Source organism: Gordonia mangrovi (assembly GCF_024734075.1).
Classification (GTDB): Bacteria; Actinomycetota; Actinomycetes; order Mycobacteriales; family Mycobacteriaceae; genus Gordonia; species Gordonia mangrovi.
On sequence record NZ_CP102850.1, the window covers coordinates 4,301,919 to 4,326,811 of the forward strand.

The window sequence follows — 24,893 nt, forward strand, 5'->3', positions numbered from 1 at the left end:
GTCCACAGTAATGATCTGCTCTGACGGTTGGCAGGCGATGTTCGAGACGGTATATTCCATCTGGAATATTTGACTTCGAATAACCACCCTCGACTCTCAAGGACGGACCATGTCGGCAAACGGGACATTGCCGCCGCTGGCGGTGCTCGTGCTCGGACTCGTGGCCGAGCGGCCCATGCATCCCTACGAGATGTTCCAGACCACCATCGAGCGGCGCGAGGACCGACTCGTCAAATTTCGGCCCGGCACGCTCTACCACACCGTCGATCGACTGGCCGGCAAGGAGCTGATCGAGGTCCACGACGTGGAGCGTGAGGGCAACCGACCCGAGCGGACTATCTACCGGATCACCGCCGGCGGCCGCGCCGCCCTGGCGCGCAGCCTGGAGGAATTGCTCGCCGGCCACCCGACGGAATACCCACAGCTCTATCTCGCCCTCTCAGAGGCCCACGGGCTGCCACGGGCGCGTGTCATCGAACTGCTCGCCACCCGACTCACACAGATGCGCGCCGAACTCCAGACCCTCCGTGCGGGTGCCGCCGACGCCGACGCGGCCGGCAAGGCGGAGATGTTCTACCTCGACATCGGTTGCCGTATAACCACATTGGTTGCGCAGATCGGCTGGCTCGACGACCTTGTCAAACGTCTGACCACCCACACCATCGCCTGGCTCGACGACCCGGATTTCCGTGCCGCTGCCGTCCCCACCGGGCTGCACGAGAAGGACACAAAAGCATGACCTCCCCATCAACCCCCTCGACCGCGCCCGCGCCGGTCACCACTCGGCCGTGGGCGGCGATGCTGGCGCTGTGCGTCGGCTTCTTCATGATCCTCGTGGACATGACGATCGTCGCGGTGGCGCAACCGCAGATCCAGACCGCACTGGACACCGATGTGAACGGCGTCGTCTGGGTGACCAGCGCCTACCTGCTCACCTACGCGGTCCCACTGCTCATCACCGGCCGACTCGGCGACAAATACGGGCCGAAGAAGGTCTATCAGCTCGGCTTGCTGCTGTTCACGATCGCCAGCGTGTGGTGTGGATTCGCCGACACCATCGGTGAACTCGTCGCCGCACGCGCCCTCCAGGGTGTGGGCGCGGCCCTGATCACCCCGCAGACCATGGCCCTCATCACGCGTATCTTCCCGCCGGAGAAGCGTGGTGCGGCCATGGGGGTCTGGGGCACGGTGGCCGGCGTCGCGACATTGGTGGGCCCGCTGCTCGGCGGCATCCTGACCGACGGTCTCGGCTGGGAGTGGATCTTCTTCGTGAACCTGCCGGTCGGCGTGGTCGGTCTGGTCTTGGCCGCAATACTGGTTCCTGACGTCGATACCCACGATCACCACTTCGACTGGCTCGGGGTCGCGCTGTCGGCGGTGGGCATGTTCGCTCTCGTCTTCGGCATCCAGGACGGGGAGAAATACGGCTGGAATACGTGGATCTGGACACTGATCATCGGCGGCCTGGTCTGCATGGCGCTGTTCGTCTGGTGGCAGTCGCGGATCAATGGTGAGCCGCTGGTCCCGTTGTCACTGTTCGCCGACCGCAACTTCTCGCTGGCCAACATCGGCATCGCGTCGATGGGTTTCGCGATCTCCGGCCTGATGATCCCCACGATGTTCTTCTTGCAGTTGGTCGGCGGGATGACGCCCACCCGGGCTGCGGTGATGATGGTCCCGATGGCGGTGTTGACCGGTGTGCTCGCGCCGATCGTCGGTCGCGTGCTCGACCGGGTGCATCCGCGCACCATCATCGCCTCGGCGCTACTGCTCAACGCGATCGCGGTGGGTTGGTTGGGCATGATCGCCCGCCCGGCCACCCCGGTGTGGCAGCTGATCATCCCGCTGTGTCTGATGGGTGTCGCATCAGCCGGGATCTGGGCGCCGCTGGCGGCCACCGCGACCCGCAACCTGCCCTGGCATCAGGCCGGCGCCGGCGCCGGCGTGTACAACACGACCCGGATGATCGGTTCGGTGCTCGGCAGTGCGGCGGTGGGTGCGCTGATGCAGACGCGTCTGGCCACGTTGCTTCCCGGTGTCGACACCGAGCACCACAGCGCGGGCGGCCAGCTGCCGGACGAGGTCCGGGACGGATTCGCCACCGCCATGGGGCAGTCCCTCTATCTGCCCGCCGCTGTGTTGCTCATCGGCGTCGCGGCGGCGCTGTTCTTCGTCAAACCCCGCCACCAGCTACCGGTGGCGGCCCCTGGCGGAGGACCCACTCAGGCCGGCGACAGCGCGGCGCCCGGACGGGTCGCACCGGCCTGATCCGCGCATCCCCGGCACCCGACGTCGGCTTCGCCTCCCACAGTGTGTCGGTCGACGCTCGTAGGATGCGGCTCGAGAGTGGGAGGTGAGACATGACCGTGCCGTTGTTCGAGTTGCCGGGGTTCGCGCCACCGGGAGACGCGTCGCCCGCGCACGGGTCGTCGGCGCCGGTGGGCGAGACCGCGCACGAGGTGACGTTCCTGCACACGGCCGACTGGCAGTTGGGGATGACGCGCCACTATCTCGACGCCGACGCCGCCCATGCCTACACCGCGGCCCGCCACGAGGCCGTCGAACGCATCGGCACCCTCGCGGCCGAGGTGGATGCGGAGTTCGTCGTGGTGTCCGGTGACGTCTTCGAGGACCATCGGGTGTCGTCCAAGATCGTCCGCCGCACCCTCGATGCCCTCGCCGGCTATGGAATTCCGGTCTACCTCTTGCCGGGCAACCACGATCCCTTCGACGCGGCGGGGATCTACCGGTCGCGCACCTTCGCGCAGTCCTGCCCGGACAATGTCACCGTGCTGTCGGGTGCCGGGGTGCATCGCGTGCGCGGGGGTGTCGAACTGGTAGCGGCCCCCTGGTCGCACAAGCAGCCCGGCGCAGACCTGGTCGCCGCCCAGGTGGCCGGCCTGCCGCCCGCCGACACCATCCGGATCATGGTGGGCCACGGCGGCGTCGACGCGTTGACGCCCGGCGGCGACGAGGCCCTCATCGGGCTGTCCACCCTCGAGAACGCGGTCAACGACGGACTGCTCGACTACGTCGCCCTCGGCGACCGCCACTCGGTCACCTCGGTCGGAGCCACCGGCCGGGTCTGGTATCCGGGTGCCCACGAGGTCACCAACTTCGACCACATCGAACAGCAGCCCGGCCACGTCCTCGCCGTCACCCTGCGCCGCACCGGCTCCTCGCGCGAGGTCGACGTCGTGCCGCATCGGGTGGGGCAGTGGTCATTTCAGACGATCTCCGCCGACATCGCGGGCCGTGCCGACATCGAGGCCTTGCGCACACGGCTCGATGACATCCCCGACAAACCGCGCGTGGTGCTCCGGTTGCGGCTCGTCGGGTCGGTGTCGGTCACCGAAGGTGCGGTCCTCGACGAGTTGCTCGACGAATGTGCCGACCGGTTCGCCTCGGTGACCCGCCCGGACGGTCCCGACGATCTCGTGGTGGTCGCCGATGATGCCGACCTCGACGACCTCGGCGTCGGCGGATACGTCCGGGAAGCGGCCGAAGAACTCTTCGAGCGCACCGGCTGCACCGACGTCGACGAAGCGCGCACCGCGCGCGATGCGCTGGCCCTGCTGCATCGCCTCACCGGGAGGACCCGATGAGAATCCATCGGATGCGACTGCGCGACTACCGAGGTGTCGCCGATCGCGACATCCGCTTCGCCGAACGCGGGGTGACCGTCGTGGAGGGTGCCAACGAGGCGGGCAAGTCGTCGATGATCGAGGCCCTCGAACTGCTCATCGACACCCGCGCCGACAGCAAAGCTGCGAAGGTGCGCGCGATCATGCCCGCAGGCCGCGATGTCGGCACCGAGGTCGAGGCCGAGATATCCTGCGGAGCCTGGCATTTCACCTACTTCAAACGGTTCAACCGGCAGCCGGCGACCAGTCTGAGCGTCCACACCCCGAGTCCCGAGCACGTCACCGGCCGCGACGCCCACGAGCGCGCGATGGAGATCCTCGGTCAGCACGCCGATCTCACGCTGTTCCGCGCCCTTCGGTTGTTGCAGTCGGATGAGGCGGCGGGCCGTCCGGTCGGGGATAGCGCCGCCCTGGCCCGCGCCCTGGACCGAGCCTCCGAATCCGTCGACGCCGCAGCGGATTCCGCCGCCACCGTCGAGGAACAGGCGCTCATCGACGCGGCCGAAGCCGAGTACCGGCGCTACCGGACCGCGGGTCACGGCCGTCCCACCGGGGAGTTGGCCGCGGCGCTGCGGGACGTCGACGAACTCGAGGAGCGTTGTCATACCCTCAGCGCGGCCCGGGACTCGGTGGACGCAGATGCCCGGCGTCTTCGCCACCTGCTCGATCGTCGTTCCGAGCTCGCCCGCACGCGGGAGCTACGGGAGGTGGAGCGGGACGAACTCGCCGTCAGCTGGTCCGAGATCGAGCGCCTGCAGTCCGAGATCTCCGCAGCCGGCGTCGAAGCGCGGCATCTGCTCGCGGTCAGTCAACTCGCGCAGCGAGACCTGGCCGACCGAGACCGGGTGGCGACCCAGATCGCCGCGGCGACCGCCGACACCGAACGGCTGGACGGCGACATCGCCACCCGCGATGCACTGGCCGAACAGGCCGAGGCCTCGGCGCAGCAACTCGACGACGAACTGCGGGCCGTCCGTGATCGGTGGCAGACGGCCCGGACCGCGCTGTCGGCCGCACAGGTGGCGCAGCGCATCCGGGACCACCGTCGCGCCCTGCACGATCTCGACGAGCGTCTCACCGAGCTCGATCGCATCGCGACGGACTCGTCGGTGGTGGACGAGTCCTTGCGGGGCAACACGGTTGACGCGCAGGCCGTGCGCACCGCAGTCGATCTGGCCCGCCGTCGAGCGGTGGCACAGGCGAGGTTGGAGGCGGTCACGGCGCGTCTCACCGTCGAGCCCACCGGCGCGGTGCCGGTCACCGTGGACGGCGAGATCGTCGCCGCCACCACCGATCGGGTTGCGGTGACCGACACGGTCATCGAGGTCGCCGGGGTGGTCGCCGTCACGGTACGGCCCGGCGCCGACGCCGCCGGCCCGGCCGACGAGCTCGCGACCGTGGACAACGACATCGCGGCGTTCTGCAGGCGGCACGACCTCGCCGTCCTCGACGACCATGCGCAGCGGGCGCGTGAGCGGGCAGATCTGGTCGAGCGGCAGTCAGGGTTGCAGCGCCGGACCCGCGAGCTCATCGGCGACCGGGGCCACCGGGCGATGCTCGACGAACGCGACGAATTGCGTGCTCTCCTCGCCGAGGAACCGGCGGGCCCCGACCCGGAACCCGACGACATCGCATCGCTGGCCGCGACCGAGCGTGAGCTCGCCGAATCGGTGATGTCGGCCGAACGCGCGGTCACCGAGCAGCACTCGGCCGCCCGCGAGGCGCGCGCCCGGGCCCGGATGGGCCGCGAACAGCGCGATCACCTGGCGGAGCAGTTGGCCGACCTACGCACCCGGCGCGCGGACCTGTGCGCCGCTCTCACCGACGACGATGCCCGTCGGACGGTCGAGGCCGCGGCCGGCCGACTGCACGACGCGCGCGACCGGCTCGCCCGGCTCGAGGCTCAGCTCGCTCGCCTCGACGTCGCCGAGATCGGATTCCGGCGTGACCGGGTGGCGGCCGATCTGGCTGCGCTCGCGCGTGAACACGCCGACCTCGAACGCACCTCGACGGAACTACGCACACGGATCGAGCTCTACCGCGACGAGTCGCGGCTGGACATCCTGCAGGACGCCTCGGCAGAACTCGAGGCTGCCAAGGCGCTCCGGGACCGCGTGCAGCGGCGCGCCGACGCCGCCGAATTGCTGTACCGCACCCTCGTCGACAAGCGCCGACAGGCGCGCACACGCTACGCCGATCCGTTCGCCCGTCGGCTGGAGGAACTGGGTGCGCACGTCTTCGGGGAGGGGGTTCGCTTCGATGTCGACGACAACCTGGATGTGGTGTCGCGCACCGTCGATGGCGTCACCATCGGACACGAGGCGTTGTCCGGCGGTGCGCGCGAGCAATTGGCGCTGCTCACCCGGCTGGCCTGCGCCACGCTCGTCGACGAGGCCGACGGGGTGCCGGTGCTGGTCGACGATGCGCTCGGATACAGCGATCCGCGCCGGATCGCCGCCATGGCGCAGGTACTCACCGCAGCGGGTCGCGATGCCCAGGTCATCGTGCTGACCTGCAGCCCCGACCGATATCGGGGTGTCGACGACGCCGAGATCGTCGCCGTCTGAGGACCGGCGGCAGATTCGACGCGCCGCGGCGGTTTTGGGATCACCGTGACGGGTGCGCTACGCTAACCCTCGCCCGATGAGCCCCCGTAGCTCAGGGGATAGAGCGTCTGCCTCCGGAGCAGAAGGCCATAGGTTCGAATCCTATCGGGGGCACAGTGACATCCCGGCCACCCGGCCGACACGCCAAAGACCTCACCTCTCGCCACCGACCTTCCGCACGACGAAGGTCGGTGCCGACAGGTGAGGTTTCTGCATTTGGCAGGAGGCGATTATCCCCACGAGGACGTGGGCCAATAGGATGGTCTCCTGTGACTCCCGCCGACCTCGCTGCGCTGCTGCGCACGGTGACCATGACCGTCGTCCGCGACCATGGGCTCGATGACACCGTGGTGCCCGAAACCGTCGTCGTCGAGCGTCCGCGCCATGCCGACCACGGCGACTATGCGACCAACATCGCCCTGCGGATCGGCAAGAAGCTGGGAGTGGCGCCGCGTGATCTCGCCGACTGGCTCGCCGACGCGTTCGCGGCCACCGACGGCATCGCGAAGGCCGAGGTCGCCGGACCGGGCTTCGTCAACATCTGGCTGGCCGCGGCCGCGCAGAACTCGGTGGTCGCCACCGTGCTGGAGCGCGCTGCCGACTATGGGCGAGGTGACGACTTCGCCGGGCGCAAGATCAACCTCGAGTTCGTCTCGGCCAACCCGACCGGGCCCATTCACCTGGGTGGGACGCGGTGGGCGGCCGTGGGCGACGCACTCGGCCGGGTGCTCGCGGCACGCGGAGCGCAGGTCACCCGCGAGTACTACTTCAACGACCACGGAACCCAGATCGACCGGTTCGCTCGTTCGCTCGAGGCGTCGGCACGCGGGGAGGCCACGCCGGAGGACGGATACGCCGGCGACTACATCGCCGAGATCGCGGCCCACGTCGTCGCGCAGGTGCCCGACGTGCTCGACCAGCCCGACGCGCAGCGGCTGGAGACCTTCCGGTCCATCGGTGTCGACTCGATGTTCGATCACATCAAGACCAGCCTGCACGACTTCGGCACCGACTTCGACGTCTACACCCACGAGAACAAGATGTTCACCTCCGGACTGGTCGAGGAGTGCATCGGCGAGCTCAAGGCCAACGGCAACCTGTACGAGGCCGACGGGGCGTGGTGGCTGCGGTCGAGCAACTTCGGCGACGACAAAGACCGCGTGGTCATCAAGAGTGACGGCGACGCGGCCTACATCGCGGGCGACATCGCCTACTACAAGGACAAACGCAACCGTGGATACGATCTGTGCATCTACATGCTCGGCGCCGACCACCACGGCTACATCAGCCGGTTGAAGGCGGCCGCCGCAGCTCTCGGCGACGATCCGGCCAGCGTCGAGGTGCTCATCGGGCAGATGGTCAACCTGGTGCGCGACGGTAAACCGGTCCGCATGAGCAAGCGCGCGGGCACCGTCATCACCCTCGACGACCTCGTCGACGCGGTAGGTGTCGACGCGGCACGGTATGCCCTGATCCGGTCCTCGGTCGACGTCAACATCGACATCGACCTCGACCTGCTGCGCAAACAATCCAACGACAACCCGGTGTACTACGTGCAGTACGCCCATGCCCGGTTGTCGGCGTTGTCGCGTAACGCGGTCGATCTGGGGCTGACGATGTCGACCGCGCACCTCGACCTGCTCGACGACCCGGCCGAAGGCGAACTCATCCGGACGATCGGCGATTTCGACGAAGTGGTGGACACGGCAGCGGAACTGCGTGAGCCACACCGGATCTGCCGGTACCTGGAGGGGCTCGCCGGTGCGTACCACCGGTTCTATGCCCGATGTCGGGTGCTTCCGCAGGGGGACGAGCCCGCCGGCGACATCCATGCCGCGCGGCTCGCGCTGTGTGATGCGACCCGGCAGGTCATCGCCAACGGTCTCGACCTGGTCGGCGTCAACGCACCGGAGCGGATGTGAACGCGCATCCCGCCGGGCCCCGGCACGCCGACATGCTGGCTGCCCCGCATCTCGCCGAACGCCCCAGCGATCCCGCCGAACTCGCGATGATCCCGGCGAACGTGTGGCCGCGCAATGCCGTGCGGCGGGACTCCGGTGAGGTCGAGATCGCCGGGGTCGGACTCACCGAGCTCGCCGAGACCTACGGCACCCCGCTCTTCGTGGTGGACGAGGCGGACTTCCGGTCACGGTGCGCCGACATGCTTGCGGCGTTCGGCCCGTACGGGCGCGTGCACTACGCGTCGAAGGCGTTCCTGAGTACACAGGTCGCCCGATGGGTGGACGAGGAGGGGCTGTCGCTGGACGTCTGCACCGGCGGCGAGTTGGCCATCGCCCGGCACGTGGGCTTCCCGCCGGAGCGGATCGCGCTGCACGGCAACAACAAGAGCGTCGACGAACTCGCCATGGCCCTCGACATGGGTGTCGGACACATCGTCCTCGACTCCATGATCGAGATCGAGCGCCTCGACGAACTCGCCGGTGCGCGCGGGGTGGTCGCCGACGTCCTGGTCCGGGTCACCGTGGGGGTGGAGGCACACACCCACGAGTTCATCTCGACGGCGCACGACGACCAGAAGTTCGGGTTCGCCCTGGCCGGAGGTGTGGCGATGGACGCCGTGCGCCGGGTTTTCGCGACCGACAATCTGCGCCTGGTCGGTCTGCACAGTCACATCGGCTCGCAGATCTTCGACATGGACGGGTTCGAGGTCGCCGCCCACCGCGTGCTGGGTCTGCTCAAAGAGATCGTGGCCGAATTCGGCGTCGACAAGACCGCGCAGCTCTCCGTGGTGGATCTTGGTGGGGGGCTGGGTATCTCGTATCTACCGGAGGATGATCCACTACCGATCGGCGACGTCGCGGAGACCCTCGCGGACATCGTGCGGCGCGAATCGGCCGCCGTCGGCCTCCCGATGCCGACCCTCGCGGTGGAACCGGGACGGGCGGTCGCCGGGCCCGGAACGGTCACCCTGTACCGGGTGGGGACGGTCAAGGTCGTGACCGTCGGCAAGAACCTCACCCGGCGATACGTATCCGTCGACGGCGGGATGAGCGACAACATCCGCACCGGTCTGTATCAGGCCGAATACGACATCCGCCTGGTATCACGGGTGTCGCAGACGCCGGCGGTGGTCAGCCGGGTGGTCGGCAAACACTGCGAGAGCGGCGATATCGTGATCAAGGACTGCTGGCTACCGGGCGATGTCGGCCCGGGTGACCTCGTCGCGGTCGCCGCGACCGGCGCATACTGCTATTCGATGTCGAGCCGCTACAACATGGTGCTTCGACCGGCGGTGGCCGCCGTGCGCGCCGGCTCGGCACGCATGATGCTGCGCCGCGAGACCATTGACGATTTCCTCGCCCTGGAGGTGACCGAATGAACCCGACCCCGAATCGCACCATCGGCGTGGCCGTGCTCGGCATGGGCAACGTGGGGGCCGAGGTGGTCCGCATCATCTCCGACAGCGCCGACGACCTGCGCTCACGGGTCGGCGCGCCGCTGGAGTTGCGTGGTGTGGCGGTGCGCGACCTGGCCAAACCCCGCAAGATCGCCCAAGAACTGCTGACCGACGACCCCGAAGCGCTCGTCGCCCGCGACGACGTGGACATCGTCGTGGAACTCATGGGCGGGATCGACCCGGCGCGCGGACTCATCCGCACGGCGCTCGAGCACGGCAAGTCGGTGGTCACCGCCAACAAGGCGCTGCTGGCCGAGTACACCGGCGAACTCGCCACCGCGGCAGCCGATGCCAAGGTGGATCTGTACTTCGAGGCCGCCGTCGCCGGTGCCATCCCGGTGGTGCGTCCCCTGATGCAGTCACTGGCGGGTGACACCGTCGAGCGGGTTGCCGGAATCGTCAACGGCACCACCAACTTCATCCTCAGTGCCATGGACGAGACGGGCGCCGACTACGCGGAGACGCTGGCCGAGGCCGGACGGCTCGGGTACGCCGAGGCGGACCCGACGGCGGATGTGGAGGGCTACGACGCCGCCGCCAAGGCCGCGATCCTCGCGTCGATCGCCTTCCATACCCGCGTCACCGCGGCCGACGTGCACCGCGAGGGCATCACGGCGGTGACACCCGCCGACCTGGCGGCGGCCAAGAAGTTCGATTGCACTGTCAAGCTGTTGTCGATCTGTGAGCGCGTGCACGACGCGGACGGGCGGCAACGGATCTCGGCGCGTGTCTATCCGGCACTGATTCCACTGAGCCACCCGCTGGCCTCGGTGAACGGCGCCTTCAACGCCGTCGTCGTGGAAGCCGACAATGCCGGCCGTCTGATGTTCTACGGGCAGGGGGCCGGTGGCTCGCCCACCGCGTCGGCCGTGCTGGGCGACACGGTGATGGCGGCGCGCAACAAGGTGCACGGTGGCCGGGGGCCGCTGGAGTCGACCTACGCATCGCTACCCATCGCGCCGATCGACGATGTGCCGACCCGCTACTACATCTCGATGAAGGTGGCCGATCGCGCCGGCGTGCTCGCGCAGGTCGCCGGTGAGTTCACCAAGCGCTCCGTCTCGATCGCCGCGGTCCGGCAGGAGGGTGCGGGCGACGATGCACGGCTGATCCTGGTGACCCACCGCGCACCTGATCGCGCGCAGTCGGAATGCGTTGCCGCACTGGAAGACATGGATGCAGTGATCAAGGTGTCGAGCGTCCTGCGATTGGAAGGAACCGATGACTGACCTGACCCCGGTGCACCGGCAGTGGCCCGGACTGATCGAGGCCTATCGTGACCGGCTGCCGGTCGGTGACGACTGGCGGGTCGTCACCCTGTTGGAGGGCGGAACCCCGCTCATCGCCGCGCCGCATCTGTCGGAGATCACCGACTGTGAGGTGTATCTGAAGGTCGAGGGGCTCAACCCGACCGGATCGTTCAAGGACCGCGGTATGACGATGGCCGTCAGCACCGCGGTGAACAACGGCAAGACGGCAGTGCTGTGTGCGTCGACCGGCAACACGTCGGCGTCGGCCGCGGCATATGCCACCCGGGCCGGCATCACCTGCGCGGTGCTGATCCCGGAGGGCAAGATCGCCATGGGCAAGCTCGCCCAGGCCGTCATGCACGGTGCGAAGATCATCCAGGTCCAGGGAAACTTCGACGACTGCCTGGAACTGGCCCGCAAGGCGACAGCGGAGTTCGGTGAGATCGAACTGGTCAACTCGGTCAACCCGTCCCGTATCGAGGGCCAGAAGACCGCGGCGTTCGAGATCGTCGACGTGCTCGGTCGCGCTCCCGATGTCCATGCGCTACCGGTGGGCAACGCGGGCAACATCACCGCCTACTGGAAGGGCTACACCGAGTATCACCGTGATGGGGTGAGTTCGACGCTGCCGCGCATGCTGGGCGTACAGGCGGCCGGCGCCGCACCGCTGGTCAACGGCGCGCCCGTCAAGGAACCCGAGACCATCGCGACCGCCATCCGGATCGGGTCTCCGGCGAGCTGGAATCAGGCGGTCGCCGCCAAGGACGAGTCGTCCGGGCAGTTCCGCGCCGCCACCGACGAGAAGCTGCTCGAGGCCTATCGCCTCATCGCGGGGCGCGAGGGCGTCTTCGTCGAACCGGCATCGGCGGCCGGCGTCGCCGGACTGCTCGCCGCGCGCGCCGACGGCTGGGTGGCCGCAGGCTCGACGGTGGTGTGCACGGTCACCGGTAACGGACTCAAGGATCCGGACACCGCGTTGGCGGGTATGCCGGAGGTGGAGGCGATCCCGGTGGATCCGGTGGCGGTGGCCGATGCGCTCGGCGTCCGCTGAGCTCGCGGGTCTGAGTACCACGATGACCGATGAGATGGCCGTCAGCGACACGAGAGTTGTGATCCCCGAAGGGGTTTCGGTTCGTGTCCGGGTTCCGGCGTCGAGCGCCAACCTGGGGCCCGGATTCGACTGCCTCGGGGTGGCCCTCGGGATCTACGACGAACTGCTGGTGGAGACCACCGCGTCGGGAGTCGAGGTCGAGGTGATCGGGGAGGCCGCCGACGAGGTCCCACGCGATGCGTCACATCTGGTGGCCCGGGCCATCTTCCGCGGTCTCGATGCGGCCGGTGCCGTGACCGGCGGCCTGAGACTCCGGTGCGTCAACGCCATTCCACACTCGCGCGGGCTGGGTTCGTCGGCGGCGGCGGCCGTCTCCGGGCTGGCCGCTGCGTCGGGTCTGCTGGAAGGCGCCGGTGTGCGCGACGCCTTCGACGCCGACGAGATGGTGCAGTTGTCATCGGAATTCGAAGGGCACCCGGACAACGCGGCCGCGAGCGTGCTGGGCTCTGCGGTGGTGACCTGGATCGAGGACGGACCCCAGGGGAATCGCTACCGTGCACGACGACTGGTGGTTCACCCGGACATCACCGCCACCGTGTTCGTCCCCGACACCGAGTCGTCGACGTCGGTCACCCGCGGGTTGCTGCCGGAATCGGTGCCTCGGCGCGACGCGGTCTTCAACGTGAGCCGGTCGGCGCTCGCAGTCGTGGCGCTGACCGCCGATCCCACGGCGCTGTTCGCTGCCACCGAGGATCGCCTGCACCAGGGCTACCGGGCCGACGCGATGGCGCCCACCGCCGGCCTCGTGTCCGAACTGCGGTCACGGGGGCTGGCCGCGACGGTATCCGGCGCCGGACCCACGGTCCTGGTGCTGTCGGCCGGTCCGGTACCCGCCGACGCACGTGACATCGCTCTTGCCTCCGGCTATGTCCCGTCGACGGTGGCCATCGCCGGGGGAGTCGAGATCACGCGGCCCTCGCGCTGACCGGGCCAGCAGTGGGGCCGCACTGGACGACGCCGCAGCCGCGCCGGACCGGGTGGTGGTACCCGGTCTCGGGAAGAAATGGAGTTGCGGGCGTGTTGCCCGTATTATCTGGACGAGCTACCATAAACTGGTCTAGCCGCGCAGGCTTGTCTTGCCGTGCTCCTCTCCGATCTACGATCCAGGCTGCTGGCCCGGTGCCGGTCGCACGATCTTCCGTCAGGAGTCGCCGAGCACGTCCATCGGACACACCGGAGCGGACCACATTTCTTCTGACCGTCCTCTGAGGAGATTCCCAGAGACATCTCTGACGGGGACGAAGCCCGCCGCACGCGGCGGGGTGACAAAGGAACCCCGATCGGCCCAGCTCTGCTCGGGGGAACGAAAGGACATCCGTGACGGATACGGACCTGATCACCGCACCAGCTACGAGCAGCGACGATTCCTCGCCCGCGGTGAGTTCGGCCACACGTGGCTCCTCGACCCGCGCCCGTACGGGGCTGTCCGGGATGGTGCTCACGGAGCTGCGGGCGCTCGCCGGCGAGCTCGGCATCAAGGGCACCTCCGGCATGCGCAAGGGTGATTTGATCGCCGCCATCAAGGAACGTCAGGCCGGTTCCGGACCCGCCCCGAAGGACGACGCGGGGCAGATGAGTCTGTCCGAGGCGGAATCCGCCCCGGCCAAGGGCAAAGGTCGCCGTCCGAAGGCCGAGACGTCGGCCGAGGGCGGTGCCGAGCAGTCGTCCGCGCCCGCGACCGCGACCGCGACCTCGGGCGCCGAGAACGTACAGGTCGGCGAGGGGGACGAGGCCGGGGCTCGTGGGCGTCGGCGAGCTCGCGGTGCGGCCGGCGAATCGGGCGAGTCCGGTTCCTCGGCGCCGGCAAGTGCGGACAGCGGTGAGGTCGCGACCACATCCACCGAGGCCGACGCGACGAGGACCAAGGGTTCCGACACCGCGGCCACGAAGGGTTCGGACGAATCCGGCGACGGTACCGACCAGCGCAACCGCGGCCGCAATCGCAACCAGAACGGCCAGGGCCGCAACCAGAACCGCGACGGTCAGGGTGGCCGGGACAACCAGCGCGGTGACAACCAACGCGGCGACAACCAGCGTGACAACCGGGACGGCCAGGGCAACCAAGGCGGTCAGAACAACCGTGACCAGCGCAACCAGCGCGACGATGACGGCGACGGTGACGGCGGCGGCCGCGGTCGGCGGGGACGCCGGTTCCGCGAGCGCCGTCGGGGCCGCGACCGCGATTCGTCCGGTGGGGGAGAACCGCAGGTCTCCGAGGACGATGTCCTGCAGCCCGTCGCCGGCATCCTCGATGTGCTCGACAACTACGCCTTCGTGCGTACGTCGGGTTACCTCGCCGGGCCGAACGACGTCTATGTCTCGATGAACATGGTCCGCAAGAACGGGCTGCGCCGCGGCGACGCCATCACCGGTGCGGTCAAGGTCCCGCGCGAGGGTGAGCAGCCCAATCAGCGGCAGAAGTTCAATCCGCTCGTGCGGCTGGACTCGGTCAACGGCACCGATGTCGACACCGCCAAGAAACGCCCCGAATTCGGCAAGCTGACCCCGCTGTATCCCAACCAGCGACTTCGCCTGGAAACCTCGCCCGAGCGGCTCGACACCCGGGTCATCGACCTGATCATGCCGATCGGCAAGGGTCAGCGTGCCCTGATCGTCTCGCCGCCGAAGGCGGGTAAGACCACCATCCTGCAGGATGTCGCGAACGCGATCACCATCAACAACCCGGAATGCCACCTGATGGTGGTGCTCGTCGACGAGCGTCCGGAAGAGGTCACCGACATGCAGCGGTCGGTGAAGGGTGAGGTCATCGCGTCGACGTTCGACCGTCCGCCGTCAGACCACACCTCGGTCGCCGAACTCGCGATCGAGCGTGCGAAGCGACTGGTGGAGAACGGCAAAGACGTGGTGGTGCTGCTCGACTCGATCACCCGACTGGGTCGTGCGTACAACAACGCGTCCCCGGCTTCCGGCCGGATCCTCTCCGGCGGTGTCGATTCCACTGCGCTCTACCCGCCGAAGCGCTTCCTCGGCGCGGCGCGCAACATCGAGCACGGTGGTTCGCTCACCATCATCGCGACCGCGATGGTCGAGACCGGATCGACCGGTGACACCGTCATCTTCGAGGAGTTCAAGGGCACCGGCAACGCCGAGTTGAAGCTCGACCGCAAGATCGCCGAACGCCGGGTGTTCCCCGCGGTCGACGTCAACCCGTCGGGCACCCGCAAGGACGAGCTGCTGCTGTCGCCGGAGGAATTCCAGATCGTGCACAAGCTGCGCCGGGTGCTGTCCGGTCTGGACTCCCAGCAGGCCATCGACCTGCTGATCAGCCAACTCAAGAAGACCAAGTCGAATGTCGAGTTCCTGATGCAGGTGCAGAAGACCGCACCGGGAGCGATGAACGACGACTAGTCGCCCTGACTCGAACTGTCATGCGACGACGCGCGGGGAGGGGAATGAACCCGGCGGTGCCGACGTTGATGCGATGGTCCGCGGGAGGTCTGCGCGTCCGGCGCGGATTTCGGTGGTAGGGCCTCCGCGTGGCATACTGATCGGTCGAGTCCGGTTCCGGTTCACACCGTCGATCCCCGACGGTGACCCGGCGACCACAGAAAGGGACAACCAGAATGAAGCAGGGAATTCACCCCGAGTACGCGACGACCACGGTCGTCTGCGGTTGCGGCAACACCTTCGAGACCCGCAGTACCGCCGACAACGGACGGATCAACGTCGAGGTCTGCTCGCAGTGCCACCCGTTCTACACCGGTAAGCAGAAGATCCTCGACACCGGCGGCCGCGTGGCCCGGTTCGAGAAGCGCTACGGCAAGCGGTCCAAGAGCGCCGACGCCAAGTAGCCGGACCGACGACGCCCACCGCGCGCGTGCGATGCACGCCCGGGTGGGCGTCGTTGTCATTTCGGCGTCCGGCCCGCAGTATCGGAACTTTCATCGCTGGATCCTTCAGCGTTTCATCTCAGGGAGAAGTGAGGTCCCGTGACCACGCAGAGTCCGTCGGCGATCGACGACATCCTCGCCGAGCATGCGGGCCTGGAGGCGCAACTCGCTGACCCGTCATTGCACGACGATCCCACCGCCGCGCGCCGCGTCGGCAAACGGTTCGCCGAACTCGCGCCGATCATGGCGACCTACCGCCGGCTCGAGGCGGCCCGCGACGACCTCGCCGCCGCCCGTGAGCTCGCCGCCGACGACGCCTCCTTCGCCGAGGAACTCCCCGCACTCGAGCACAGTGTGGCCGAATTGGACGCCACGCTGACCGACCTGCTCGCCCCACGCGACCCGCACGACAGCGACGACGTGGTCCTCGAGATCAAGTCCGGCGCCGGTGGTGAGGAATCGGCATTGTTCGCCTCCGACCTCGCCCGGATGTACCTCAAGTACTGCGAGCGACGCGGATACAAGGCGCAGGTGCTCGGTGTCACCGAGAGCGATCTGGGTGGCTACAAAGAGGCGACGATCTCGATCAAGGCGAAGGAACAACTGCGCGACGGGGTCTGGTCCCGACTGAAATTCGAGGGCGGCGTGCACCGCGTTCAGCGGGTGCCGGTCACCGAGTCGCAGGGTCGTATCCACACCTCTGCGGCCGGGGTGCTGATCTATCCCGAACCCGAAGAGGTCGAACGGGTCCAGATCGACGAGAACGATCTGCGCGTCGACGTCTACCGGTCCTCGGGCAAGGGCGGTCAGGGGGTCAACACCACCGACTCCGCGGTCCGGCTCACCCATCTGCCGACCGGCATCGTGGTGACCTGCCAGAATGAGCGGTCCCAGCTGCAGAACAAAGCGCGTGCGATGCGGGTGCTCGCCGCGCGGCTGCAACTCGCCGCCGAAGAGGAGGCGGACGCGGCCGCAGCGGAGGGCCGTGCCGCCCAGATTCGCACCGTGGACCGCTCCGAGCGCATCCGCACCTACAACTTCCCGGAGAATCGCATCTCCGATCACCGCATCGGTTACAAGGCCAACAATCTCGACGCCGTACTCGCCGGGGACATGGACGCGTTGCTCGACGCCCTGATCGCCGCCGACCGTCAGGCACGACTCGAAGCCGAGTGACCCGATGAATCACTCGGCCGGCGGCTCGGCCCCCGGCCACCGGGTGGATGTCGAGATCCGTTGGGCGGCAAATCATCTGTCTGCGGCCGGAGTGGAGAGTCCGCGCGTCGACGCCGAATGGCTGTTGGCAGACGCACTGGGCGTCGATCGCGGTCGACTGCTGCTCGTCGACGCCGTGCCCGACGACGTCCGCGCCCGCTTTCGCCGGGCCGTCGCGCAGCGGGCTGAGCGAATCCCGTTGCAGCACATCACCGGAACCGCGGCCTTCGGTCCCGCCGAATTGGCCGTGGGGCCGGGTGTCTTCACGCCTCGGCCCGAGACCGAGTTCTTGGCGCAGTGGGCGGTCGCCGCGCTCTCGGGCGGTTCAGTGACCCACGTCGTCGATCTGTGCAGCGGCAGTGGTGCGCTGGCAATCGCGGTGGCGTTGCTGGTTCCGAGTGTGCGGGTGACCGCGGTGGAGCGCTCCCCGCAGGCGGTGGAGTGGTTGAGCCGCAACGTCGATGAGGCCGGAGCCGACGTCGCCGGGCGGGTGTCGGTGGTCCGCGCCGACGTCACCGACGCCGAGCTGATGCGTGAGCTCATCGTCCCGGCAACCGTCGACGTGGTGGTGGCCAATCCGCCCTACGTCCCCGAGGGCAGCACGATCTCGCCGGAGGTCACCCACGATCCGCACGACGCGGTCTTCGGTGGTGCCGACGGGATGGCGGTGATCGTTCCGATGCTGCCGGTCATCGCCGAGATGTTGCGGCCCGGTGGACTGGTCGGGATCGAGCACGACGAGACGACCTCGGTGTCGGTGCTGACCGCGATGGCGTCGACCGGGCAGTTCGTCGACGTGCGGGCGCACGACGACCTCACCGGTCGACCGCGCTTCGCCACGGCACGGCGGGCCGACGGCCGGGCCTGTGACACCCGTGGGAAGATGGCCGGGTGAGCACGGTATTCGATTGCGGTGAACCGGACACCAGGGCGGCAGGTATCCGCGCGGCCGTCGGCGCGGCGAAGGCCGGTCGCCTGGTGGTGTTGCCGACGGACACCCTCTACGGGATCGGCTGCGACGCGTTCGACTCGGAGGCGGTTGCCTCGCTCCTGGCGGCCAAGGGCCGCGGTCGGGACATGCCGGTGCCGGTCCTCGTCGGCTCGTGGCACACGATCGACGGTCTGGTGTTGTCGGTGTCCACCGCGGCACGTGACCTCGTGGAGGCGTTCTGGCCGGGCGGTCTGAGTCTCGTGGTGGCGCAGGCGCCGTCGCTGGCCTGGGACTTGGGGGACACCGACGGCACGGTGATGCTGCGGATGCCACTGCACCCGGTCGCGATCGAACTGCTCCGCGAGGTCGGCCCCATGGCCGTGTCGAGTGCCAACGTCTCCGGCCGGTCGCCGGCGACCACGGTGGACGAGGCACGCGAACAGCTCGGCGAGTCCGTCTCGATCTACCTCGACGGTGGGCCGGCGGCTGCGGCACAGGCATCCACCATTGTCGACCTGTCCGGCAGCACGCCACGGATCCTGCGGGAAGGTGCAGTGTCCACCGAGGCGATCGCCGAGGTACTCGACCTCGACGCCGATGCGCTGACCGCCCACTGACACGATGCCGGGCCCGTTGTCCGATCCGCAGGTCGCGGATCTGCTCGACCGTGAGACTCGCCGTCGGGACACCACCCTGCAACTGCTCGCGAGCGAGACGCCGGCGAGCGCGGCGGTGCGGGCCACACTCACCTCCGACCTCGGCACCAAATACGCCGAGGGCTATCCGGGAGCCCGCTATCACGGTGGGTGCGAGGTCGCCGACGAGGTGGAGAACCTCGCGATCGGGCGTGCGGCGGAACTCTTCGGGGCCGACTACGTCAACGTGCAACCGCTGTCCGGCAGTGTCGCCGGACTGGCCGTGTACGCGGCCTTCGCTCAGCCGGGCGATCCGATCCTGGCGCTCGGGCTGCGCCACGGCGGCCACCAGACCCACGGGTCGCGGGCCAACTTCTCCGGTCGCTGGTTCGCGCCCATCCACTATGGGGTACGACGCTCCGACGAGCGGGTCGACTACGCGGAACTGCGTGACCTCGCGCTGCTCCACCGGCCGCGGATCATCGTCGTCGGTGGCGCCGCCTACGCACGGTCGTTCGACTTCGCCGCGTTGCGCACCATCGCCGACGAGGCCGAGGCGATCCTCTGGGTCGACGCCGCCCACCTGGCCGGTCTGGTCGCCGGCGGCGTCATCGACTCCCCGGTCCCGCATGCCGATGTCGTGACGCTGGCGACGCACAAGGTGCTGCAGGGTCCGCGCGGGGGCATGATCCTCGCCCGAGCCGAGCATCGCGCCGTCTTGCAGAAGGCGGTGCACCCGTTCGTCCAGGGCGGGCCCTCGATGCATTCGATCGCGGCGAAGGCGGTGTGCATGCGTGAGGCCCGGACTGCCGCATTCGCCGCATATGCGTCGGACGCGGTCGCGGCCGCACAGCGACTCGGCGCCGAGTTGGCCGGCCACGGTCTGCGCATCGTCAGCGGTGACACCGATCTGCACTTCGCCGTCGTCGACGTGTCCGGGCTCGGTATGTCCGGGGCGCAGGCCCAACGTCGACTCGACTCGGCGGGGATCGTGGTGGACCGCTCCGTGATCCCGTTCGACAGCAGACCGGTGAGCGAGGGCTCCGCGATCAGGTTCGGCACGCCCTGCGCCGTACTCGCCGGCCTCGGGCCTACTGCGATGCCGGATGTGGCCGACTGGATGGTACGAGCACTCGCGGCCGAGGCCGGAGCCACGCAACACGCCGATATCCGCCGGGAAATCCGGCTCCGGCTGGGCGGGTAGCGTGAAAACGGTGTTCGATACCGTCACCGGCCTGACGTCGGGCGCCCCGGGTGCCGACGTGGGGCTGCTGGCGGCATCGGTCGTCGACACCGGTGGGGCCGGCGTGCCGCTGCGCGAGCTGGCGTTGGTCGCGTTGACGGCGGCCGCTGTCACCTATCTGCTGACCTCCCTGGTCCGCGTGTTCGCGATCCGCGTCGGCGCGGTGGCGGTGCCCCGGGTCCGCGACGTCCACGTGATCCCGACTCCCCGACTGGGTGGACTCGGGATGTTTGCCGGCGTGGTGGCGGCCATCGCGCTGGCGGCCAACCTGCCCGCACTCACCCGTGGCTTCGCCTACACCAGCGACATGAGTGCGGTCATCGTCTCCGGCACCGTGATCGTGCTGGTGGGCGTCATCGACGACCGATGGGGGCTCGATGCCCTCACCAAGTTCGCGGGTCAGCTCACCGCCGCCGGGGTGCTCGTGATCATGGGGGTGAGCTGGTATCTGCTCTACGTCCCCTTTGCCGACATCGGCACCGTCGTCCTCGACCCGTTGCAGGCGGGGCTGCTCACCGTCGCCATCACGGTGGCGACCATCAATGCGGTCAACTTCATCGACGGACTGGATGGGTTGGCGGCGGGGCTGGGCCTGATCGCCGCGTCGGCGATCGCCATGTTCTCCCTCGGTCTGCTCAACGACCAGGGCGGGGATGTGAGCTATTACCCACCCGCGCTGATCTCGACCGTGCTGGCCGGCGCCTGCCTGGGCTTCCTGCCGCACAACTTCTCACCCGCCCGGATCTTCATGGGGGATTCGGGGGCGATGCTGATCGGACTGATGCTCGCCGCGGCATCGACGAGCGCGTCGGGCCGCATCGCGATGAACGCCTACGGTCCGGCCGACGTGTTCACCCTGCTGTCGCCGTTGATCCTGGTCGCCGCGGTTGTGTTCGTGCCCATGCTCGACATGTTGATGGCGGTGGTGCGGCGTACGCGTGCGGGTGTCGGCTTCTACACGCCGGACAAGATGCATCTGCACCATCGACTGCTCGAACTCGGGCACTCTCAGCGCCGGGTCGCGCTGATCATCTACCTATGGGTCGGTGTGCTGGCGTTTTCCGCCGCAGCCAGTACGCTGTTCCCGATCTCGGTTGTGGCGCCGATGTTCGGTGGGGGACTCATCGTCGCGTTGCTGGCCACCATGGCGCCGCGCCTGCATCGCCGCTACGCCGAGTTCCGCACGAGCGGCCGGGCCGAGCGTGCCGGGTCCGACGGACCGGTCACCCCGCGCACCTGACGGCACCACGGGTGCGCCCGGGGCCCCGGAGGTAAGGCTTTGGTAAAAACATGTACTATCACTCGTAGTAGGTAGCCACCGACGCGCTGCGCGCCCCAACCGGACGATATGCCGGTCTGTTGGCCCGCAGAGTCGCGAGACCTGCTCCGGGCCGTGCATACCCCCCGGTGAGCGCGCGCGCCGGTGTTGGTAGTGTCACAGAAAACCGCGAGCTTACGTCCGGCGACGATGGTCGCCGATCGCACGCGCGCTGTCCCGTGCCCACGGGCAGGGGAGGAGTTGAGGAGAGGCGAATGAGCACAGCTGCCCCTGACTCGACGTCGTATTACCCCGCCGCACCGACCGGTCTGCGCCGTCCGGCGATCATTGCCGCGATCGTCGCCGCCATCGTCATCGGCATCAGCATCGCCGTCGGACACATCTGGTTCGCGGTCTTCTTCGTCGCCGGCACGGTTGCGATCTTCGTGAACGCGATCCTGGTCCGTCGAGCGGTCGAGGTCGTGGCCGCGCAAGAACACCCTCGCAAGCAAGCTCTTGCCGTCAACTCAGCCGTCCGCCTCGGGGCGATCACCGTCCTCGCACTGGTGGCGGCTTTCCTGGTCCGGCCCGATGGGCTGGGCGCGATGTTCGGACTCGCCATCGGCCAGGTCGTTCTGGTGCTCAACACGGTGATTCCGGTGATGAAAGGACTGCGTAAGCAGCTATGACCTCATTGTTCTTCCTGGCCGAGACAGAGCGAGAAGCCGAGGACGAGGCCGCTATCGAGGTGGGCCACCACATCCAGGTCGACTGGTTCGGGATGACCGTCAACCTCGACACGGTGATCGGTAGCAGCGTGGCCGCGGTCATCGTGCTGGCGATGGCGTTCTTCGTGCGCAACCGGATGACCTCCAAGAAGCCGAACTCGGTTCAGCTGTACTTCGAGGTCATCACCGTCCAGATGCGCAACCAGATCGAGAGTGCGATCGGGATGAAGATCGCCGGCTTCGTCTTGCCGCTGGCGGTCACCCTGTTCACCTACATCCTCGTGGCCAACTGGCTTGCGATCGTGCCGTCGCAGTACGGCACCAGCACCGGGTCCACCAGCGAATGGCTCAAGCCGCCGGCCAGCGACGCGAACTTCGCCTACGCGCTGGCCATCTTCGTGTTCGTCTGGTACCACGCTGCGGGCGTGAAGCGCCGCGGCATCATCGGCCACCCGGTCAAACTGGTCAAGGGTCACGCGGTCGGTATCGCCCCGGTGAACATCATCGAGGAGATCGCCAAGCCGGTCTCGCTGTCTCTCCGACTTTTCGGCAACCTGTTCGCGGGCACCATCATGCTCGGACTGATCGCGCTGATGCCGATCTACGTGATGTGGGCGCCGAACGCACTGTGGAAATCGTTCGACCTGTTCGTCGGTCTGATCCAGGCCTTCATCTTCGCGCTGCTGACCGTCCTGTACTTCAGCCAGGCGATGGAGCTCGACGAAGACCACCACTAGTACGACCCGGACGGCGACTGCCGGCCGGAGCAAAGACCTGGCACTGAAGTGCCAGTTTCACCCGAAAGGAAAGTTCTCAATGGATCCCAATCTGATCGGTATGGGCGCGTTGATCGGCGGCGGCATCATCATGGGTGGCGGCGCGATCGGTGCCGGTGTCGGTGACGGCATCGCCGGCTCGCAGCTGATCGCCGGCATCGCCCGGCAGCCGGAGGCCCAGGGACGTCTGTTCACCCCGTTCTTCATCACCGTGGGTCTGGTCGAGGCCGCGTACTTCATCAACTTGGCGTTCATGGCCCTGTTCGTGTTCGCAACGCCGATCTCCGGCCAGTCCTGATCTCGGTCTGACGACCGGATCCTCCAAGGATCAAGGGAAATATCCGCATCATGAATCTCGCCGCAGAGAACTTCCTCATCCCCAATGGCACATTCTTCGTGTGTCTGCTGATCTTCGTCATCGTCTTCCTCGTGATCAGGACGATGGTCGTGCCGCCGATCCTCAAGGTGCTCGACGAACGTGATGCCAGGGTCGCCAAGACCGTTGAGGACAACCGGGCGGCTGCGGCGAGCTACTCCGACGCCGAGACCGAATACCGGGCAGCGCTCAAGGACGCCCGGGGTGACGCCACCGGTATTCGGGACAAGGCCCGAGCCGACGGCAATGAGCAGTTGTCCGAGGCCAAGAAGCGTGCCACCGACGAGGCGGACGCGGTGCTGGCCGACAGCGTTGCACAATTGAAGTCGGATGGCGACGAGGCGGCCGCGACGGCTCGCTCCGAGGTGGACCGGCTTTCGGCGGTCCTCGCCAGCCGCGTGCTGGGCACCGAGGTGGCGCCGTCGGCTGCCACGGCATCCGAGTCGACAGGAACGGTCAAGTAGTGGACATCGTCATTGGGAACCTGATCGGGTTCGGGCTCATCATCTTCCTGTTCTGGAAGTACGTGCGCCCACCGCTGTCGCGGATGGTGGATGCGCAAAAAGAGGTGATCGCCCAGCAGGTCACCGACAGCGCCGCCGCCGAGTCGCGGTTCGCCGACGCGCAGGCCGCCCACGAGCGTGCCCTCGCCGAGGCCAAGGCCGAGGCCAAGGAGATGCACGAGAACGCACTCGCCGATGCGAAGAGCATCTCCGAGGACTTCTCCGTGCAGGTGGACTCCGAGGTGAAGCGGATCAGCGAACACGGTAAGGCGCAGGTCGCGCTCAACCGGGCCACCCTGATCCGTGAGCTGCGCGGCGATCTCGGTCTGACCGCCGTGGATGGCGCCGGCAAGCTGGTCCGTGACCACCTGTCCGATCCCGGTGCGCAATCCGACAGCATCGACCGCGTCATCGACGAGCTCGAGAGCATGGCCGCGGGCGGTCCGAGTGGTCAGGTCGTGCACACCGCCGACCTGATCGGTCTGCACTCGATGCGCGCCTCGAGCCGCGACGCCGCGCTGGCGGTGGCGGCCGACTTCGATTCCGCATCCCAGTCGCTGGATTCGGCGGCGCTGACCACGGCGGCCACCGAGATGACCGAGGTCATCCGGGTCATCGACGGCAACCCGGTGTTGCGCAAGCGGCTCACCGAGGACGAGGACAACATCGACGGACAGGTCGCGCTGGTGCAGAACCTGTTCGGCGGAAAGGTCTCGCCCATCGTCGTCGAGATTCTCAGCGCCGCGGTCAAGCAGCGGTGGTCGACGTCGACCGACTTCACCACCGCACTGCGTCGGCAGAACGCGCTGGTCGTACTCACCGCAGCCGAGCGGGACGGCAGCATCGAGCAGGTGGAGACCGAGTTGTTCGCGGTCGGGCGCCTGCTCGACCAGAATCCCCAGCTCGCGTCGCTGCTGTCCTATCACACCCACGACGGTGCGAGTCGGGTCGAACTCCTGCGATCGCTGGTGGGCGACAAGGTCGGTCCGCACACCTGGTATCTGCTCTCGCACCTGATCGTGCTCCTGCACGGGCAGCCGTCCGAGGTGGCCGTCGATCACCTGGCCGAGTTGGCCGCGGCGCGCCGAGGGGAGTCGGTGGCCCACGTCGTATCGGCCGCACCGCTGACCGACGCGCAGAGCGCCCGCCTGTCGACCGTGCTCGGCAAGATCTACCACCGGACCATTTCGGTGCAGACCGAGATCGAGCCGGAGATCATCGGCGGACTGCGCATCGGTGTCGGTGACGAGGTGATCGACGCCGACGTCGCGACCAGGTTGGCCAAGGCGGCCGAGAGCCTGCCCCGCTGACCCCCTCCGAACCCAACCCAGCAACAGACAAACCACCA

At 68.1% G+C, this 24,893-nt stretch carries 21 protein-coding genes and 1 tRNA gene; all 22 read left to right on the plus strand.

Annotated features, from left to right (window positions below; genetic code table 11):
* Nucleotides 1–109: 109 nt before the first annotated feature.
* The 22 genes from NWF22_RS19545 (at nucleotide 110) to NWF22_RS19650 (ending at nucleotide 24,855) form a co-directional block, all read left to right on the plus strand.
* Complete coding sequence (locus NWF22_RS19545) at nucleotides 110–739, plus strand: PadR family transcriptional regulator (RefSeq protein ID WP_160903317.1); 630 nt, start codon at nucleotides 110–112, stop codon at nucleotides 737–739.
* Complete coding sequence (locus NWF22_RS19550; protein WP_160903318.1) at nucleotides 736–2,268, plus strand: MFS transporter; 1,533 nt, start codon at nucleotides 736–738, stop codon at nucleotides 2,266–2,268. Before NWF22_RS19545 ends, NWF22_RS19550 begins: the two co-directional genes overlap by 4 nt.
* Before the next feature lie 92 nt (nucleotides 2,269–2,360).
* Nucleotides 2,361–3,605: a metallophosphoesterase family protein gene (locus tag NWF22_RS19555; RefSeq protein ID WP_202398782.1), complete on the plus strand. Its 1,245-nt coding sequence runs from the start codon at nucleotides 2,361–2,363 to the stop codon at nucleotides 3,603–3,605.
* Nucleotides 3,602–6,211: an ATP-binding protein gene (locus NWF22_RS19560; protein ID WP_160903319.1), complete on the plus strand. Its 2,610-nt coding sequence runs from the start codon at nucleotides 3,602–3,604 to the stop codon at nucleotides 6,209–6,211. Before NWF22_RS19555 ends, NWF22_RS19560 begins: the two co-directional genes overlap by 4 nt.
* Nucleotides 6,212–6,291: 80 nt before the next feature.
* Nucleotides 6,292–6,364: transfer RNA gene (locus tag NWF22_RS19565), tRNA-Arg, on the plus strand.
* 155 nt (nucleotides 6,365–6,519) lie between these two features.
* Nucleotides 6,520–8,172, plus strand: coding sequence for an arginine--tRNA ligase (gene argS, locus NWF22_RS19570; RefSeq protein ID WP_160903320.1), 1,653 nt, complete (start codon nucleotides 6,520–6,522; stop codon nucleotides 8,170–8,172).
* Nucleotides 8,169–9,590 carry a diaminopimelate decarboxylase gene (gene lysA / locus NWF22_RS19575; RefSeq protein WP_160903321.1) on the plus strand — a complete coding sequence of 474 codons (1,422 nt, stop codon included), beginning with the start codon at nucleotides 8,169–8,171 and terminating at the stop codon, nucleotides 9,588–9,590. Before argS ends, lysA begins: the two co-directional genes overlap by 4 nt.
* On the plus strand, nucleotides 9,587–10,897 hold the full coding sequence (locus NWF22_RS19580) for a homoserine dehydrogenase (protein ID WP_160903322.1): 1,311 nt from the start codon (nucleotides 9,587–9,589) through the stop codon (nucleotides 10,895–10,897). Before lysA ends, NWF22_RS19580 begins: the two co-directional genes overlap by 4 nt.
* Nucleotides 10,890–11,969: a threonine synthase gene (gene thrC, locus NWF22_RS19585; protein ID WP_160903323.1), complete on the plus strand. Its 1,080-nt coding sequence runs from the start codon at nucleotides 10,890–10,892 to the stop codon at nucleotides 11,967–11,969. Before NWF22_RS19580 ends, thrC begins: the two co-directional genes overlap by 8 nt.
* A gap of 22 nt (nucleotides 11,970–11,991) precedes the next feature.
* Entirely contained in the window at nucleotides 11,992–12,954 is a 963-nt protein-coding gene (gene thrB / locus NWF22_RS19590; protein WP_233751281.1) for a homoserine kinase, read from the plus strand.
* 392 nt (nucleotides 12,955–13,346) lie between these two features.
* A complete protein-coding gene (gene rho / locus NWF22_RS19595; RefSeq protein WP_160903325.1) occupies nucleotides 13,347–15,398 on the plus strand; it encodes a transcription termination factor Rho in 2,052 nt (683 codons plus the stop codon).
* Nucleotides 15,399–15,613: 215 nt separating this feature from the next.
* Nucleotides 15,614–15,841: a 50S ribosomal protein L31 gene (gene rpmE, locus NWF22_RS19600; protein ID WP_160903326.1), complete on the plus strand. Its 228-nt coding sequence runs from the start codon at nucleotides 15,614–15,616 to the stop codon at nucleotides 15,839–15,841.
* 138 nt (nucleotides 15,842–15,979) lie between these two features.
* Nucleotides 15,980–17,056, plus strand: coding sequence for a peptide chain release factor 1 (prfA, locus tag NWF22_RS19605; RefSeq protein WP_160903327.1), 1,077 nt, complete (start codon nucleotides 15,980–15,982; stop codon nucleotides 17,054–17,056).
* A gap of 4 nt (nucleotides 17,057–17,060) precedes the next feature.
* Nucleotides 17,061–17,990 (plus strand): peptide chain release factor N(5)-glutamine methyltransferase, encoded by a 930-nt coding sequence (gene prmC, locus NWF22_RS19610; protein WP_160903328.1) that lies wholly within the window; start codon nucleotides 17,061–17,063, stop codon nucleotides 17,988–17,990.
* Entirely contained in the window at nucleotides 17,987–18,643 is a 657-nt protein-coding gene (locus NWF22_RS19615) for an L-threonylcarbamoyladenylate synthase (RefSeq protein ID WP_160903329.1), read from the plus strand. The genes prmC and NWF22_RS19615 overlap by 4 nt, the downstream gene beginning before the upstream one ends.
* Nucleotides 18,644–18,647: 4 nt before the next feature.
* Nucleotides 18,648–19,865 carry a serine hydroxymethyltransferase gene (gene glyA, locus NWF22_RS19620; RefSeq protein ID WP_160903330.1) on the plus strand — a complete coding sequence of 406 codons (1,218 nt, stop codon included), beginning with the start codon at nucleotides 18,648–18,650 and terminating at the stop codon, nucleotides 19,863–19,865.
* Between the two features lie 10 nt (nucleotides 19,866–19,875).
* Nucleotides 19,876–21,144, plus strand: coding sequence for an MraY family glycosyltransferase (locus NWF22_RS19625; RefSeq protein ID WP_373691955.1), 1,269 nt, complete (start codon nucleotides 19,876–19,878; stop codon nucleotides 21,142–21,144).
* Between the two features lie 293 nt (nucleotides 21,145–21,437).
* The gene (locus tag NWF22_RS19630; RefSeq protein WP_160903331.1) at nucleotides 21,438–21,851 is read left to right on the plus strand and encodes an ATP synthase subunit I; all 414 of its coding nucleotides are present in this window, start codon (nucleotides 21,438–21,440) and stop codon (nucleotides 21,849–21,851) included.
* Nucleotides 21,848–22,627 (plus strand): F0F1 ATP synthase subunit A, encoded by a 780-nt coding sequence (gene atpB / locus NWF22_RS19635; RefSeq protein WP_160903332.1) that lies wholly within the window; start codon nucleotides 21,848–21,850, stop codon nucleotides 22,625–22,627. Before NWF22_RS19630 ends, atpB begins: the two co-directional genes overlap by 4 nt.
* Before the next feature lie 79 nt (nucleotides 22,628–22,706).
* Nucleotides 22,707–22,964 (plus strand): F0F1 ATP synthase subunit C, encoded by a 258-nt coding sequence (locus tag NWF22_RS19640; RefSeq protein ID WP_160903333.1) that lies wholly within the window; start codon nucleotides 22,707–22,709, stop codon nucleotides 22,962–22,964.
* 50 nt (nucleotides 22,965–23,014) lie between these two features.
* Nucleotides 23,015–23,506, plus strand: coding sequence for a F0F1 ATP synthase subunit B (locus tag NWF22_RS19645; RefSeq protein WP_160903334.1), 492 nt, complete (start codon nucleotides 23,015–23,017; stop codon nucleotides 23,504–23,506).
* Entirely contained in the window at nucleotides 23,506–24,855 is a 1,350-nt protein-coding gene (locus NWF22_RS19650; RefSeq protein ID WP_160903335.1) for a F0F1 ATP synthase subunit B/delta, read from the plus strand. Before NWF22_RS19645 ends, NWF22_RS19650 begins: the two co-directional genes overlap by 1 nt.
* The last annotated feature ends 38 nt before the right edge of the window (nucleotides 24,856–24,893 follow it).